Origin of the sequence: Halalkalibacter sp. APA_J-10(15) (assembly GCF_023017105.1) — a bacterium.
Classification (GTDB): Bacteria; Bacillota; Bacilli; order Bacillales; family Bacillaceae_D; genus Halalkalibacter.
In genome coordinates this window covers 82,321-99,072 of record NZ_JALKEV010000007.1, presented here as the reverse complement: position 1 = coordinate 99,072, position 16,752 = coordinate 82,321, and the positions used below count along the sequence as shown (strand labels likewise).

The 16,752-nt window shown below is 37.8% G+C and carries 14 protein-coding genes and 1 CRISPR repeat array; of the genes, 1 reads left to right on the top strand and 13 read right to left on the bottom strand.

What is annotated here, in order from left to right; translation table 11 throughout:
* Window positions 1–10: 10 nt before the first annotated feature.
* The 3 genes from MW695_RS10215 to MW695_RS10205 all read right to left on the bottom strand — a co-directional run bounded on the left by MW695_RS10215 (window position 11) and on the right by MW695_RS10205 (window position 3,213).
* Complete coding sequence (locus MW695_RS10215) at window positions 11–856, bottom strand: carbohydrate ABC transporter permease (protein WP_247105209.1); 846 nt, start codon at window positions 854–856, stop codon at window positions 11–13.
* Window positions 856–1,776, bottom strand: coding sequence for a carbohydrate ABC transporter permease (locus tag MW695_RS10210; RefSeq protein WP_247105208.1), 921 nt, complete (start codon window positions 1,774–1,776; stop codon window positions 856–858). Before MW695_RS10210 ends, MW695_RS10215 begins: the two co-directional genes overlap by 1 nt.
* A 72-nt stretch (window positions 1,777–1,848) precedes the next feature.
* Window positions 1,849–3,213 (bottom strand): ABC transporter substrate-binding protein, encoded by a 1,365-nt coding sequence (locus tag MW695_RS10205; protein WP_247105207.1) that lies wholly within the window; start codon window positions 3,211–3,213, stop codon window positions 1,849–1,851.
* 503 nt (window positions 3,214–3,716) lie between these two features.
* Here MW695_RS10205 and MW695_RS10200 point away from each other — a divergent pair.
* Window positions 3,717–4,115, top strand: a complete 399-nt coding sequence (locus MW695_RS10200; protein WP_483299854.1) for a hypothetical protein — start codon at window positions 3,717–3,719, stop codon at window positions 4,113–4,115.
* A gap of 206 nt (window positions 4,116–4,321) precedes the next feature.
* On the opposite strand, the gene MW695_RS10195 is transcribed toward MW695_RS10200, so the two are convergent.
* The 10 genes from MW695_RS10195 to MW695_RS10150 all read right to left on the bottom strand — a co-directional run bounded on the left by MW695_RS10195 (window position 4,322) and on the right by MW695_RS10150 (window position 16,733).
* Complete coding sequence (locus tag MW695_RS10195; RefSeq protein ID WP_247105205.1) at window positions 4,322–4,930, bottom strand: transglutaminase-like domain-containing protein; 609 nt, start codon at window positions 4,928–4,930, stop codon at window positions 4,322–4,324.
* Window positions 4,931–5,038: 108 nt separating this feature from the next.
* Window positions 5,039–5,920 (bottom strand): aminoglycoside 6-adenylyltransferase, encoded by an 882-nt coding sequence (locus tag MW695_RS10190; RefSeq protein ID WP_247105204.1) that lies wholly within the window; start codon window positions 5,918–5,920, stop codon window positions 5,039–5,041.
* A 181-nt stretch (window positions 5,921–6,101) separates the two neighbouring features.
* A CRISPR array of direct repeats spans window positions 6,102–6,992; the repeat unit is 33 nt; unit sequence ATTTCAATCCACGCACTCATAAAGAGTGCGACT.
* A 180-nt stretch (window positions 6,993–7,172) separates the two neighbouring features.
* A complete protein-coding gene (cas2, locus tag MW695_RS10185; RefSeq protein ID WP_247105203.1) occupies window positions 7,173–7,463 on the bottom strand; it encodes a CRISPR-associated endonuclease Cas2 in 291 nt (96 codons plus the stop codon).
* Between the two features lie 10 nt (window positions 7,464–7,473).
* A complete protein-coding gene (cas1c, locus tag MW695_RS10180; protein WP_247105202.1) occupies window positions 7,474–8,505 on the bottom strand; it encodes a type I-C CRISPR-associated endonuclease Cas1c in 1,032 nt (343 codons plus the stop codon).
* Window positions 8,502–9,161: a CRISPR-associated protein Cas4 gene (cas4, locus tag MW695_RS10175; protein WP_247105201.1), complete on the bottom strand. Its 660-nt coding sequence runs from the start codon at window positions 9,159–9,161 to the stop codon at window positions 8,502–8,504. The genes cas1c and cas4 overlap by 4 nt, the downstream gene beginning before the upstream one ends.
* The gene (gene cas7c / locus MW695_RS10170) at window positions 9,151–10,002 is read right to left on the bottom strand and encodes a type I-C CRISPR-associated protein Cas7/Csd2 (RefSeq protein ID WP_247105200.1); all 852 of its coding nucleotides are present in this window, start codon (window positions 10,000–10,002) and stop codon (window positions 9,151–9,153) included. Before cas7c ends, cas4 begins: the two co-directional genes overlap by 11 nt.
* Window positions 9,999–11,882 (bottom strand): type I-C CRISPR-associated protein Cas8c/Csd1, encoded by a 1,884-nt coding sequence (gene cas8c / locus MW695_RS10165; protein WP_247105199.1) that lies wholly within the window; start codon window positions 11,880–11,882, stop codon window positions 9,999–10,001. The genes cas7c and cas8c overlap by 4 nt, the downstream gene beginning before the upstream one ends.
* Window positions 11,883–12,593 (bottom strand): type I-C CRISPR-associated protein Cas5c, encoded by a 711-nt coding sequence (gene cas5c / locus MW695_RS10160; protein WP_247105198.1) that lies wholly within the window; start codon window positions 12,591–12,593, stop codon window positions 11,883–11,885.
* A gap of 164 nt (window positions 12,594–12,757) precedes the next feature.
* Complete coding sequence (gene cas3 / locus MW695_RS10155; RefSeq protein WP_247105197.1) at window positions 12,758–15,169, bottom strand: CRISPR-associated helicase Cas3'; 2,412 nt, start codon at window positions 15,167–15,169, stop codon at window positions 12,758–12,760.
* A 115-nt stretch (window positions 15,170–15,284) separates the two neighbouring features.
* A complete protein-coding gene (locus MW695_RS10150; protein ID WP_247105196.1) occupies window positions 15,285–16,733 on the bottom strand; it encodes a family 43 glycosylhydrolase in 1,449 nt (482 codons plus the stop codon).
* Window positions 16,734–16,752 lie beyond the last annotated feature (19 nt).

Here is a 16,752-nt window from a genome sequence, read left to right as displayed (position 1 = left end):
ATCAATTATATTATCCTTTTACTCCACCAGATGTTAAACCCTCGATGAAGAATTTCTGGAAGAACAAGAATAAAATAATAATTGGAATAATACTTAAAACAGACCCAGAAAATAATATTTGGTAATTATTACCATAAGGTGTTAAAAGAGTTGCTAACCCTATCGGTAACGTAAACATATCATTAGAACGTAAAACTAATAACGGCCATAAGAAATTATTCCAACTTGTAAGACCTTGCAAAATAGCCATTGCCGCAAATGAAGGTAACATCAACGGAGCCATTATTTTAAAGAATATACCATATTCAGTACAACCATCTACTCGTGCAGATTCCATAAGATCTTTTGGCAACCCTAAGCAATATTGTCTAAAGAAGAATACAGCAATTGGCGCCACGATCAGTGGAAGCATCACAGCAAAATATGAATCAACTAATTGAAAAGACGTCATCATTCGAAAAAGCGGCAACATTAAGATTTCAAAAGGAATCATTAAAATTAGTAGAACGAGCACAAAAATAAACCTTTTCCCTTTAAATTCATAAAGAGCCAATGAATAGCCCACCATTGATGAAAACAACAGTGACAATACAATAAGAACCCCAGATATAATAAGACTATTCAAATACCATTGCCAATAGATGCCGCCCTCAGCTCCGAAAATGGCAGCGTAATTTTCAAAATCCCAGCTAGATAAAAATAAATCCGCTGTCAATCCATAACGCATTAGGTCAGAGGCTGGACTTAACGAAGCAACGATTAGTGCAATGACAGGGAATAGAGCAATAACTGCCACGGCCGAAAATAATAACACGAGCAATACACTAATAAGTATCTCTTTTCGCTTTTTATTCATTATGAATCACCCTTTTTAAATGCACCAGTTAAGAATAATTGAATGACACTAACAATAAAGATAATGACTAATAGTACAACCCCTACAGCTGCTCCAAATCCCATATCATTACGTTGAATACCTTCCACATAAATATATCCAACTACAGTTAATGCAATATTACCTGGTGAACTTGTTTCAAAGAAAACGAAACTTTCTTCGAACATTCTAAATCCATTAATAGTCGTAATTGTTGTCAAAAAGATGACAATAGGTTTAATCGCAGGAAACGTAACATTTTTGAACTTTTGCCAATTATTCGCTCCATCAATATCTGCCGCTTCATATAAGTCTTTACTAACATTTTGCAGTGCAGCTAAGAAATAGAGGATATTAACCCCAATCCATCTCCACGAAGCTAAGAAGACCATCAGAAACATAGCAGACCATGCATTATAACGCCAATCAACTGGATCAAAACCGAGAAATTGCAGCACTTGGTTTGCAAATGCTTGATCTGAATCCCCAAAGATAATTCGGAAAATCGTACCGGCCACAATAACCGACGTTAACGCTGGGATAAAAATAGAAGCACGAAATAAATTCGTGAGTTTCATTAAACGATGATTTAAAAATATCGCAAAAATCATTGGGACTAACGTTAATAGAATAACGGTAAAAATAACATAAATCGTTGTATTTTGTAATGCAGTATAGAAAGTAGGATTGAATACTCGTTGAAAATTAGCAGTCCCTACATACTCTATTTGGCCAGGTAGTACTCTTTGAAAACTCATATTTAGAGCACTGATAAATGGATACAGAAACAAAAATAGAAATGAAATAATAAAAGGAGAAACAAAAATATACGGCGCTGCTTTTTTTGAATACAGAAAATTAAATCGTTTTTTTGGGACGTTCCCTACGGAAGAAGTTTTCACTTTTTTGCCTCCTCTACAAAAATCATGCCTAAGGAGGGATGCAAGATGTACACCCTCCTTAGAACCATACTATTAATACATTCTTGCTCGTACTGCTTCCGCAGCGTCATGTAAAGCTTCTTCAGGAGTCCGCGCCTGTTCACGTAAGACAGAATGCATCACTTGTGAGTGAATTTCTTGTTGCGCATTTGGTGTTTGTTCTGTGATATTTAAATCGTTAATTTCATCACGAACTTCTAATAAGATATCAAAGATGTCATCATGGAAGTAATCATAGAAACGGTTTTCTCCACGCATTTCTTCTGAATCCCAAACATCATGGCGAAGTGGATCGAAACCTAAGATTTCCCACAACTTCACATTACCTTCTTCAGTCAATTTCGCAAACGCAAGGAACTCTTTCGCTAATTCCGCATGTTCTGTTTGATTTGTCACAACCGTACCAGTTCCACCCATACCAGCTGATCGGTTTCCACCCTCTTCCCAAGCAGGAAGCGGACGAATTTGAATCTTACCTTCAAGGTCTTCCATAGAATCAAGGAATCGGCCCATATACCACATAGGCATCATAATAGAAGCCGCACCACCATCATTCATAAATCCAAAATATTCTTCCGCGTGATGGAAACCACCAGGCGTTAACTCAGCAATTTCATGTTCATATACTAAATCACTCAAAAACTGAAGAGTATCAATGTTAATCTCATTATCTAGAATGACATCATGATTTTCATCAAAATAATCAGAACCTCTCTGACTAATTAATGGCCAGAAGGAGAAATGCTCATCCGTTTCAACAGTTGTCATTGTCGCGTCAGTATTTGCAACAACTTGTTTACCTGCTTCAACATAATCATCCCATGTTTCGATCGAATCAATATCGACGCCAGCTTCTTCCATAATTTCTACATTGTAATACATCATTGTTGCACCAACATGGTAATCAATCGCGTAATAATCCCCTTCTTTTGCATAGATCTCAAAGCGAGACTGTACGAGATTATCCAACTCTGGTTCAACAACATCATTTAATGCCTCTAACTGAGGTACACCTTGTAGATAGTTCGGAAATTGAGAAATTTCAATATCAGCAAAGTCCGGTGCTCCACTTCCTGATTGCAGAGAAAGCAACAAATTATTGTGAAGTTGATCAAAAGGATATGTTTCCGCTACCAATTTGATCGGTTTATCTGGATTTTCTTCATTCCATCGTATCGCAGCATCTTCAAAAAATTCTGAATGTAAGCTTTGGAAATTCCAGAATGTAAGCTCAGTTGCTCCTTCGATATCATCACCAACAACAATTTGCTCTTCTAATTCTCCTCCTTCTCCTTCTGAAGAACCTTCATCTGACCCTTCATTCGATCCCCCATCACCTCCACATGCAGTAACAATAAATAGTAGAGAGATAATTAATACTGCTAAAAACTTCTTCATAAATGACCACTCCTAATCTTGATTATTGATTTACTAATTTAAAACTTAGTAAGCACTTCCATTTCAACTTATACGTATATGATGGCACCATTAAATTGAAATAGCCTAATTTAATCGCAATAACTTTAACGTCATTACTAAAACACCATACATTAACCGCTTTCAATTCATTAACTTATACGTATAAGATTAACTCTAGTATAAATGAGTGTTTACTATTACGCAATATTTATAATTAATTTTTTTACTGAAATATCAATGTATTTACTGATCATTGTTTTCGTTATTAAGTTTATACATTTATTACCCTTATAAAAACCGTTCTAATCATAACATACATACAAGTTATTACTTCATTCCAATTGAATACACATTCATACTCCTCTTATCAAGCAAGAGTTATACGGTTAAGTTATTGATTAACACCTGTTCAAAACTCATTGAAAAATTTAAAAACAAACCTGTATAAAAAATGGTACGATATATTTAACTAATACAAGGTGGTGTTCAAATTGAAGCATCTTCTTTTTCATGTTTCCAGAATATTGTTAGGTGTTATCTTCTTAGGTGCTGGCATCAATGGTTATTTTGTTATTCTACAGTTCGATCCTTTCATCCCCACTAGTCCAGAAGCAATGGCCCTATTTGAATTTCATTATTTGCTCGTTGCCGAAAAAACACTTGAGGTTATTTGTGGGGTCTTACTTTTATGTAATCGCTTTGTACCACTTGCTGTAGCCTTATTAGCTCCAATCATCGCAAATATTGTCTTACTTCACATATTTATTGATCATTCTCTACTTCCATTAGCGATTGTTCTTCTTTTGCTTCATATTTATTTACTTTTTTACTATAAGAACAACTTTATTAAGCTTATTGAAAAGCAACCTTCTGTTCCTTAATTGAGTCGTGCGTAATTGATTGAGTTGATTTGAATACAAACTTTATGCTCTCTTATTTATTAAAAAAGAACCGAGAAGACATAGCGATAAAGGACACCAAAAAAGGTAATAGCCTAACTTTTTTTGGTGTCCACGCGATTTTGTCTTTCTCGGTTAACATCGTCTATGCTGTTCACCATTGCACTCATTTCGCAACATTGGAATCCTCACAACCGATCAGGTAGATGATTTCGATACAATTCAATAAGGTTGTCGCCATCCTCCAATGCCGCTATCACTCTTGCATGAGGACGTACATAAATAACCGGATCATCCTGTTCACCGTACTCTCGACGAACAGGGAAAGCTAATCTTTCTTCACCAAGAGAAAACTCCGCCTGAACACCTTTTTTATTTCCGCGTGCATCAATCCGTACCCAACGGTCCAACGATTGCAAATAAACAGCATTAAAGCCATGTAGACTATAGCCTTCCTCTGGTGTATCAAAATGCATTAACCTTTGATAGCAAAAGCCTGTCGGAATTCCAGCTCCTCTTAATAGCGCAGCTAACAAGTTCGATTTAGCAAAGCACATTCCGTGCTTTTGCTCTAATACTTCTGATGCTCGACATGTCACATCCGTAGCTTGAATGTCCCATGAATGATCAATTTCATCCCTAACAAACTCAAAAGCGACCTTAGCCTTTTCTACATCCGATTTGACACTAGAAAACAGCTCAGCTATTTTCGCTTGAATATCCTCATGTAAATAATTACAGCAATCTATCTCTTGTACATATAGATCTAATTTCGACACTTCCGGATTTACGTTCACTGGACACCTCACCTAGAATAGCTTTATTATAAATATACATTTTTATTTATTTTTATTCAATAAAAAACCACGCTCGATTGAAACGTGATCCTTCCTATAACTATAAATTCATAAAATGTCTTCCGCATCAGCAGGTAATTCTCGTACTCTTTGTAAATACATCATCATATGATGATCATTTTCTTCTGGATACACATACCCGAAGTGAACCCCAACATCTTGAGCTAACGCTCGAAACAAGTCACAGCTTACAAAAACGGATTCCCATATCATTTCATCTTCCGCATTGGAAAATTTCTTTTTATATAATTGCCAATATGATTCTGGTAAGTATCGTTTTATATATTTCCCGTACTTCCCTGTTGATAATTGATAACCATAATGAACGCCGACCCACCAATTAACCATACAATCCACTCGATACCTAATCGTTTCTTCAAACATCCCTTTCACATAAGGCAGTTCTTTCCGCCATAGTCCCTTCGCCACACTTTGCAGGCACCACCAAAAATCATTCGTGCAACTGTTATATTGACCTTCTGTCGGGCGTTGAATGTAATAATCTTCATCAGTCGGCGGTGGAATAGAAGGAAGAATATTATCCTTATCTAATAAAGGTATCGTTAAGCGATCTTGTCCATACACTTGCTTCATCGCCTCAATCGACTGCAAACTTAGATCAATCCGATTCCCATCAGTAAACAGCATTAAATAGGCATACCGACTAGAGAAATCAACGCTTCTCCCTAGTCCTTTATCTAACCAATCCGGCTCTTGCATGATTAAAATCTCCCCAAATACCTTTAACCACCGCTTATCTTCTATAAAAGGCTTCGTCTCCTCTACTACATACACAATATCAAAATCTTGAAATATATCTTTTGGTACATTAGGATTCGTCCGTGAGCCATTCATATACACCGCACGAATACGTGCATCGTTCTTCGCATAGTCTGTGATCGTTTCAAGCATTGTTTTTTCTGTACGCATATGGCCTCCTTTTAACATTGATAACAGCGACTCTGTTATTACCAATATGTATTTTTATTTTAGCTATTAGAGTGCGACTACACCCTTAGACAGTTCTCCCTAAACACGCTAGGATTTCAATCCACGCACTCATAAAAGAGTGCGACCTCTCAAATCGTACAAAAAAGGACGAAGAACGCTTATTTCAATCCACGCACTCATAAAGAGTGCGACTTCAAGGAGCACGGAATCAACTTGATTTTCCTTATTTCAATCCACGCACTCATAAAGAGTGCGACGACGAAGCGGAAGAACAAGAACAAGAAATAGATATTTCAATCCACGCACTCATAAAGAGTGCGACTCTTGTCTAATTTCTTTACTGGAATTGGACAAAAATTTCAATCCACGCACTCATAAAGAGTGCGACTTGAAGCTAATGCGGAGGATGGTGATCTTGAGTATTTCAATCCACGCACTCATAAAGAGTGCGACAAGATTTACTTTACGAATGGATACTGAGTTGTTTATTTCAATCCACGCACTCATAAAGAGTGCGACATAAAAGGATAGATCGTGTGAAAATCAATTTGTATTTCAATCCACGCACTCATAAAGAGTGCGACTCAAGATCATCAATTTGGTGCATAATCATAAGAGAAGATTTCAATCCACGCACTCATAAAGAGTGCGACTGGTTGGTTGACTAGAGATGAAGTAAGGAGATGGATTTCAATCCACGCACTCATAAAGAGTGCGACCGATATACTATTAACCCTGATGCTGAACTCTTTGATTTCAATCCACGCACTCATAAAGAGTGCGACTTTTTCCTGAAACAGCCTCATAAGTTGTGATAATCATTTCAATCCACGCACTCATAAAGAGTGCGACAAGGATCACCTAAAGGTGTTTTTAACACTGTTTCGATTTCAATCCACGCACTCATAAAGAGTGCGACAACCAGGTGCGACGATCATACTCGGTGCAATTCGATTTCAATCCACGCACTCATAAAGAGTGCGACTCCTTGTAGTTTTCGTTCTAGCTCTTTATTCTCATTTCAATCCACGCACTCATAAAGAGTGCGACTGCGAATTTTCAGCATTTGAATACTTAAAACATCAAATTCACCTAAAAATTCGCTGTAAAAAGTGTCATTTCAAATAAATTTATACATCATCAATAAAATAAATCACACATTTTTACATAATTCTCTTCAAATTCAGTGCGGGTACACTACATTTTTTATGTTTACTTATAGCTCGCACCTCTAGAAAATAAGTGGTTCTTCCAAATCAATTGATTGTTTAGCACCAATGTGTTCAACTTTTGTTTTGTAGTTGTTTCCTAACCTGTAATAACGCAGGCTATCTTTTTCTTTATCAATCAAACTTTCTAATTCAAGTTTTAATGTTTTCAACTGTGTAGAGTCGACAATACACTCAAAGACAGAATTTTGGACCCTCTGCCCATAATTTTGACAAACCTTAGAGACTTTTCGTAACCGCCTCGAACCTCCTTCGCTTGACGTTTGTACGTCATACGTGATTAATACCAACATATCACATCACCTACTTCCATAGAAATGGTGGATACTCATCAAGATCTCCACGAAGGTAACGAGCTAATAACAGAGATTGTACATAAGGGACTAACCCCCAAGAAATCTTCTCTCCTAAATATGGGTGAGTAATCTTATCTTGCTTTCGTGTTTGCCAAGCTTTCAAAAATGCCTTTCGAGCATCATCCGTCATTAAAACAGCTCCATTTTCTTTTGCATAAAAGCTATTTACCTGAATTTCTTGGCGATTAATTAATGAGAGCACAAAACGATCAGCATAAACACCTCTTAACTCTTCCATAAGATCGAGAGCCAGTGAAGCTCTACCAGGGCGGTCTTGATGCATAAAGCCTACATAAGCATCGAGACCAACCGCTTCTAATGCAGCTGCTGTATCATTGGCTAATAATGTATAAGCAAAAGACATCATAGCATTAACCTTATCTTTCGGAGGTCTTCTAGAACGCCCTTTAAAGATAAAGTCTTCCTTCTGTTGTAAAATCATTTGATTAAACACTTTATTGTAATAAAGTGCAGCTTGCCCCTCCCACCCACGAAGCATCTCTAAATGATCACATTTCCGAACTTCTTTCATAATCTTTGAAAGAAGTTCGGAGGTCGTTTTGAACTGTTCAACATCAACACGTAAAGGATGTTCTCTTGTCATACGTTCGATTATCCATTTACTATTGTAAACCTTCCCAAGTATAAAATTACGGGCAACCTTCGTCGAATCTTGATCGTTTTCAGACATGCGATATTGTGTTTTTCTTAGTACAACATTACCACGGCTTTGTCCAACAACTCTAGCTAAAAAGCGCCCGCTTTTTGTTAAAAAGCAAAGTGAAATGTTTTTCTCAGCACAGTAACCCATAAGAGCAGGACTTGTTCCAGTGTACCCAAAACTAACTATACCTTCTAAATTATGAAGAGGAACTCTACCTAGTTTTTCTTGCTCTTTTAACAAAACAACATTATCACCATCCAGTGATAAATAAGTATCAGGCTGAGTGACAAATAATGTATTTAAAAGCTTTTTCATTCACTCAACCTCCCCTCAATGTAACTTTTAACCGAACGTTTATTCATCAATTTCGGTAAACAAATGTGCTGTAAGGAACAACTTTTGCAAAATGGTCCTGTTTTCACTTTAGGTGTGTAGCAATTATCATAATAATGATGCATTTCATTAGCCATTTGTTTTACTTTTTCTCTTAATTCGTCTGTTATAGGCACTTCCACACGATGTTTAATTTCATTATAAAATAAGTAGCCTTTCGTAATTTGACAAAGAAGCATTTCTTCGAGACAAATCGCTTGAGCCGCAAGTTGAATAATATCCTCGTCACCTTTCTTTGGCTTTCCTCTCTTATATTCAACAGGATAGGCCATAAAAGTGCCTTTAACTCCATTAAGGTGAACACCATTTGCATCTTCAATAAATTCAACCACATCGCAAATCCCATTAATTCGTAATTCCTTTGATTGGATTGGCATAGCTCTGACTGTTAATTTACTTCCGCGCTTTTCCTTAATAAAAGGTTGATCAGCTTTTTTGTGTAAGTGCTGCCCTTCAATTGTCTTTACATTCTCTTCCCACTGTTGTTCAATGTGAATCAGCGCCCACTGCCTTTTACAAAACTGGAAATGTTGAAGCCCTGACAACATTAAATAACGATCTTCCTCATTACTGGCCATCAATTTCCTCAACATTGAGTCCGTCTAATTCGAATAATTCAATTGAATAATCTTCAAAGCTAGTCGGCGTATCTAATTTTGATTGAATGTTTAATGAACGATGTACTTTAGCAGATGAATATTGGCCTAATTTGGAAGTATGTTCCCACCAATAGACTTTATGCACTTCCATACTACCGTCAGGACGTGCCGACGAACTATCATTTTCAAAAAGAGTAATAAGAGCTTGCTTGATTTTTTCGGCATCCTCATTTGTAAAGCCTGTTTTTTCAGCAAGCTGTGTATTGATGCTTCCTTTAAAGACGTATACTCCGAAATCGACACGATGCTTCATTCCCATTGTATCTGAGCTTCGTTTTTCCCCTGTCACCGAGTTCACGCTTTTTGTAATTTGTGTACTAACAATATCAATTGGATCAATACTTGTCGCTGTATGAATGGAAACAGGTCCTCTTACTCCAACGGATAGTTGAGATCCTTTAAAAGCAAAAACCTGTCCAAAACTACGTACATCGACCCATTGCTCACAGGCAATTTGTGCAAAGCTATCAGAAGATGCACTTTTATCCTTTAACATTTTTGCTAACTCAGGGTTTGAATCCGCACGATCTCGTAAACTTTTAAAAGAATCATTTCTTCGATCATCAGATTGAACAAACACCGGTTCTCCCATGTCTAGTAACCGATTACGGATCTTCCGCTTAATCGCAACATCTGAGATCTCTCCTTTCCCGTCATAATTTTGCCTCGGTCGATTCCCATTAAGGGGATCTCCATTTGGGTTAGCTTTTGTAACAGACAACACTACAGCAAAATCAATTTTATGATCAAGTGTACTCATTCGGTTGTTTCCTCCTCTTTTTTCTTATACAATTCACGACGTTGACTATAAAATCCTAATAAATACTTCTCGGTTAACGGTGTATTGTTAAAATCCTCAATGTCAAACTGATCACTAATCTCATCAATGATTTTTGATAAGTAAGTAGCCTTTGTACCTAACTTCGCTTGATAGGGCTGCAAGCTTTCTTGAATTGTTTTCCACGTACGCCCTGGATTCTTTGAAAAAGAATTCATATAACGTATTGCATTTGTTGCTCTTATTTCTTCCTTACCTAAAGCCCCACGTTCTAACACATCGGCCACTGCAAGCAATCTTCCAAATAAATAGCTACGGTCTCTTGAAGCTGTATTCAATGGCACATTCCATTCCTCCTTCATCCCCATAAACATTTTACGAATTAATGCACATGTAATAGTCAATGTTTTTTCCCATTCCCAGCGTTCCATAGAAACTGGGTTCGAAGCCCGCAGAAACGCACTTCGTACAATATCTCTTGGTACAGAGCGTTGATCGACTATGCACGGAATCATGCGTTCCATTAATCCTTTAACTACTTTATCACTAGCTCTAGGACCATACGCGGCAAATGCTAGATCTCTTGTAGCAGGAGCGCCATAAAACACAACAAACCCTTCCTCATCCTCGCGATAGCGATGCTCCCATGCACAGGTAGTGTGCCAGTTTGCTAATCGGTCTAAATAAAGTCCCTTATTCATATTACGGTAATACAAAACAGCCATCCTACCTGTTGTCGCTGAATCAAGCACGAGAATATTCACATCAGGTTCATATGTGAGATCATGACGATAACCATCAATGGCTTTCTTCACTTCACCAGCAAAAATCTGACCTGTATCTGACTCTCTCTCAATTTCTCGATTGCTATGCCACATAATATCCATTGCGTCTTCTTCAGGTCCAGGAATGACTTCATTATCATGACTCCAGACAAGAAACACTCTATTATCAATCACTTTCCCTTGTCGATGAATAAGCCACTTTAATGCATTATGAGCTTTTTGCGACACTTCATAACTAATGCCTACTGCTTCATTGCTTGTTTTGAACCTTCCTCTAAAGGTAAAGCCAGTATTATCATTTGCTGAGATTAATTTCGCCTTATCAGCAGCATGTCGTATCTTGTTAGCATGACGTTCCGTACTCGGAAGCCGTTCACCTGTGACGAAGCATACATCCTCCTCACCAAGCTTTTCATTATAAAAGGCAATAAAGGAATCATACATTTCTTTATCCTTCCAAACGTCATCCTCTGATTCTGGATGATAAACCGTAAATCTTATAAATACACTAAATTGATCTGTTGCACCACTAGAAAAGATGGCTGGCTTTTCTCCTGTTTTGTCTTCATGCTTCTTATTCCACCTTTCAATTAACTTCTGATGTTCATCCACGACTAGTACATGCTTTTCAACTAAATCTTCAATCAGTGTCCCTTTCTTTAAATAGTTATACATACACGTCAACTTCTCATTCGTGTAAGGTGAATGTGCCCATTCTTCCAAGTTTTGAATATACGTATCAAATGGAACTTGGTCTTGATTTTTGATTTTCCCACCATACTTCACAAAGTCTCCTGCAACATAACTAAGTTTATCGTGCAAAGGATACGGGGCTATTTTAGAGCCCGATCGACTAGAAGCTTCTTCTGTACAAGGAATGAGCGTACTTTCTTTGTTTAGAACCTTCGCCTCAAGAAAATCACCATCCTCATCGATCACAACTTCAACATGGGCATTTTGCGTCGTATGAGAAATCGGTAATAGTGCATACTCTCGATCGCCTTGTTTCTTAGCCACTACACCAACTTGATCCAAATTCCTTTCATATGTTTGATATAATTGGTATAACCAACTCACTTACTCACCACCTATTTCACGAATCATTTCCTCAACAGATAGAACTTGATCTTGATCAAAAGACTTCGCCTTCATTTCTTTAATCGGTCGGACAATTGTGCACTCTTCCGGTCTCGGAAATCTCAAATACCCTTGTTCCATAACCGCTGACCATAATCTCACTTCAAATTGATCACGACCCGTTTCATCCGGATAATTAAAGCCATGAACCATCGTACCTAAATGGTGTGATCCTTGACCATCATAGAACCCTTTATCATGACCAAATTCACACGGTTCAACGTACGCCTGGCATTCCCTTGCCCCTAGAAATATGTCCCGACGCCCTCCTGCATTTAATGAACGTTGCATGATGTTAAAATGCTTTCCTTCATTTCGGTCATACTCCATTTCAGGACGGTTATAATTAAATTCAAAGTGAGCTTTTACTTGATAATGGACATCTTTTAAATACGTATAATTAGCAAGCGTATTTCCTCCTCCATATTCAATCGGCCTAATCCCTTTTGATTCCATCTGAATCGGCTTCATCACTCGAAGCTCGTCTACTACAAAGAGAATGGTTGGCTTCCAATAAATCGATTCAACTATTCCTTTCAAAGCCTGGTAAGTAGGCACGCTATAGGATAACTTCTCCCCACCAATTTTCGTTAATGGATCTGTAAACAGAGCATAATCACCAAATACTTCAAATTGAATTTCATTTTTCATAGTTTGTCATTCACCTCCTTCATCAAATTAACCATCTGCCTCTTAGAGTACTTTTATCACTAAGAGGCAAGACAAATCTATTTGCGCATTTCTTTCAAGGTATCTACTATTTCTTTCAAGATATATATAATAACAAATGGAGATTACTGGGGGTTAAGGCGAGATTAGTAAAACAAATGACTCATCCCGCCTTCACCACTCCAATCTACACCGTACTCTTCACTGTACCAACCTTCCTTTAACTCATACATCATGCCATCAAGGTGCATGACGATGGCATTTTCTTTTTTCAATTGCTCCAATTCATTCGGATACAAATTAACAGAATATTGCTGAGCCTTTTTTAATTCTTTAGATAAATCATCTATTAGCTCTGCACTGTTTAAATTTGCAATGATCCCTCTTCCTTCTTTATACGGGACAAGGACAGACGTTGTATTTTGGTCGATGACTTGAAAATGCTTCGCTGCCGTTAAGTAACTTCCATTTAACAAAAGTGGAAACCTTGTCCCTTTTTTCTTTTGATAATAAGATACATAACTATTTTCTTGAGCGAGCGACATTAATAACCTCGTCATATCTTTCTCTACTTCAGAGACAAAATAACTGAGACTCGTATCCATCTTCCGGTAAAACTGAGAGAAGTATTCATGCATTGCTTTTGGCAAAAGCAAATTCCCTTCATACTTATCCGGCTTTTTGTTAAAGCGAGCCAGAATGTTACTTGATATCCCCTTCCCAACCTCTATCTCCTTTAACTTCGACAAACTTTCCTCCGAATGATCAATCACATAAACATTCTTCACTTCATGCTCACCATGGCGATTACATCTTCCTGCCGCTTGTGCAATCGAGTCGAGACCGGCAAGTGAGCGTACGACACATTTGAAGCTTACGTCCACACCAGCCTCAATCAATTGAGTGGTTACGCAAATAAATGGCGTATTATCGTTCAGCATCTTCCTGATCTCTTCTAGCTTTTCTTTCCGATGGGCTGCACACATCGATGTACTTAAATGAAAAACAGGTAATGGTCCACCCTTTAACTTCTCGTATAACTCTTTTACAACACGTTTGGTGTTCAGAATGACTAATGTACTTTCCCATAATCCGGCGTTCTCTTCCATCCATTCTACTAACATATCATTGGTCATCGGCTGTTCTGTACGATCAATGACCTCCACTCTCTTAAACGCTTTCGCTACTTCTGGAAGATTTTCAACGATCTCACCATCACGATTTTTTAATAAACTGTATTTCACATTTTCAAGAGTTGGTTGTGTCGCTGTACAAAGGAGAATACTGCAATTTGCATCTACTTTAAGAAAATTCAAGGCTTCATTGAAAAGGGACACGCATTTTGTCGGAACCTTTTGCACTTCATCAAATATCACAATAGAATGGCTTACGTTATGAAACCTTCTTGTATTGCGATTCCCTTTTGCATAAAATACATTCAGAAATTGCACCATTGTCGTAAAGATAATCGGACTGTCCCAATTATCACGCGCTAATTTGAGCTTTTGCTTTTTCGTTATCATGCCATCTTCTTGCTCGTCCCCATACTCACGTTCAGTTGGATCGTCTTCTACAACATTTGAATGGTGCTCTAAAATATGCTCGTCTTCTTCTAAAATCGTTCGAATTTCTTTTGCATTTTGTTCAATAATTGTGGTGAATGGTACAACATAAATAATACGTTGCTTATTAAATTGCTTAGCATGCTTCAATGCATACCTTAAACTTGCTAGTGTCTTCCCTCCGCCTGTTGGAATGGAAAGCGAGTATATCCCCGAGGGTTTATTCGCAAATAATTCGCATTGTTCTGACATTTCAGTGCGTAATTGATTAATAGGATGATTCGCTTCTGGCTTTGTGCGGAAATAATCAAGCTTTGTTATTAATTGATCATAATACTTGTCGAATAGAATAGAATGATCGTTCCGTCCCCCGGCCTTTCCATCTTCAAATTGTCTCGTATTCGTTCGGTCGGCATCTATTAAACAACTAAAAATGAATTTAGTCAAAAAGAAACTTTGCGTAGGACTATAGTCTGTTTTCCGTTTCAGTTCCATAACGGCAGTAGTAATATACTTATCAAAAGCTGATTGGTTAATTGTATCTTGGAAAAACCTCTCCACAGCTTGTTCATATTCTATGAGTGCTTTCTCTTCGACTCGTTTTAAAAATGGTGATTCAATATCAGGGGATACATAATCTTGGAGGTTTGAGTGATGAGATATAATTGCGTTAGCTACTATTTCAGATAGTAGCTTTTCATAAGGTGTATTCATCCTTTGATGTAGTTTTTGAAAGAGCAATCTTCCACCTGCACTAGAGTGATCCACTTGTCCTCTTTTTTTATTTTCTAAGTCAGGATGAAATACTGCTTTATGAATGTAATCTTGAAATTCATCGCTATATTTACCAAGGTCATGTAACAAACCAGCAAGTCCAGCTACATGTTTTAAACCTATTTTTTCACCATATTGCTCAGCAAGTTTCTGTGTTTTACACAAATGCTCTTTTAACGTTTGAATTTTTCGATCTTTTTCACGAATATGAGCTACATACATAGGCAAATCTCCTCATATTAATAGTTAATACTAGTATAATTTACATCATTAAACATGTAAATAAAGGAAAGAGAAAATGACAGAATTCTCAATCATTTTCTCTTTCATTTACAATTCACACACCCAATTCCCGATAAACAAAATCGGAAAAATACACTACACCATCACCAACTGCATCCAACCCAATCCGCAAGCTCAAAAACCCTCCGAACGTATTGTGATGAAAGCCAGAGGAATCGATAACTTTGTCATACTTCTGCCATTTCCCGTCCTTCCCTTTAAAATAAAACGAGACGATATTGTCAACGTTACGAATTCGTAAGCGGATAGTGTCGCCTGTATAAGGCTCTTGACTATACGTTTTAAATGTCCGAAAGTGTCTTACCCCATCCTGTGTAGCAGCTAAGCCAAACAACGCATTTGGATCATAATACAAAATAAAATGCGCAGCTGCCTCACCTACGACTCTAACAGAAACCTCTGCCTCATACTGTCGATCTCCAGTCATATATAAAATCGGTGATGAGGTTGATTTTTCCTTATCCTTCCCTTTCACCATAAGCTCTCCATTTTGACATGTGAAACGCTCTTTATCCGGTTCTCCAAACCACTGCCAATGAAGACCTAATTCATTCCCATCAAATGAATCAGATGTTGGAAATCCATGCTTACCGGCTTTTCCTGTTGGCTTTTGGAGGATCTGCTCGGCATTTATCGAATTAGGAACTTTAAACCAACCATCCTTTGTCCATTCTATCGGTAATAACAACGTTTGCCGACCAATTGTATGAAGATGATGCTCATACGCATGAAACACCATCCACCACTCCCCGTTTGGTGTATCAATCAACGTTCCATGACCTTGTGACCACCATTGCTCCTCTTTTGAGTTCGTCTTAAGAATAGGGTTATAAGGAGAATGCTCCCAAGGCCCCCAAGGTGTTTTCGAACGAGAGGCTGCGACCATGTGACTGGTTGGCGGTCCTGCCGTTCCACCAACTGCAACTGTACAGTAATAGTACCCATTATAATGTGTAAATTTCGGTCCTTCAGGGCTAAATCCCTCAACCTCCCATTCATCAGGATAACGCCACGGCTCATACACATGTTGAATATCACCTACAACCGATAAACCGTCATCTGCAAGCTGAACCATTTTACCTCCAGACAAATGGAGATAACGCTTCTTATCTGGTCCAACAACATGACCCGGATCAATGTAAGATGTTTCTAAGTTAATTGGTTTACTCCAAGGCCCTTTCGGATCTTTTGCTGTTGTTACCCAATTCGTTCGATCAGCCGGAAAGTAAATATAAAATAAACCTTCATAATATAACAACTCAGGAGCCCAAACATCTCCGTTTAAATGCTCTAAAGCCGTTCCAATCGCCTCCCAATTGATTAAGTCCGTTGAATGCCAAATAATAAGCCCTGGTACATATTTATACGATGTATGTACCATGTAATAATCTTCCTCTACCCGTATAATAGAAGGATCAGCATAATTACCTCTTAATATCGGATTACGAAATGTCCCATTGCCGAGATCACCACTTACTGTCATTCTAATTCCCCCTATGATT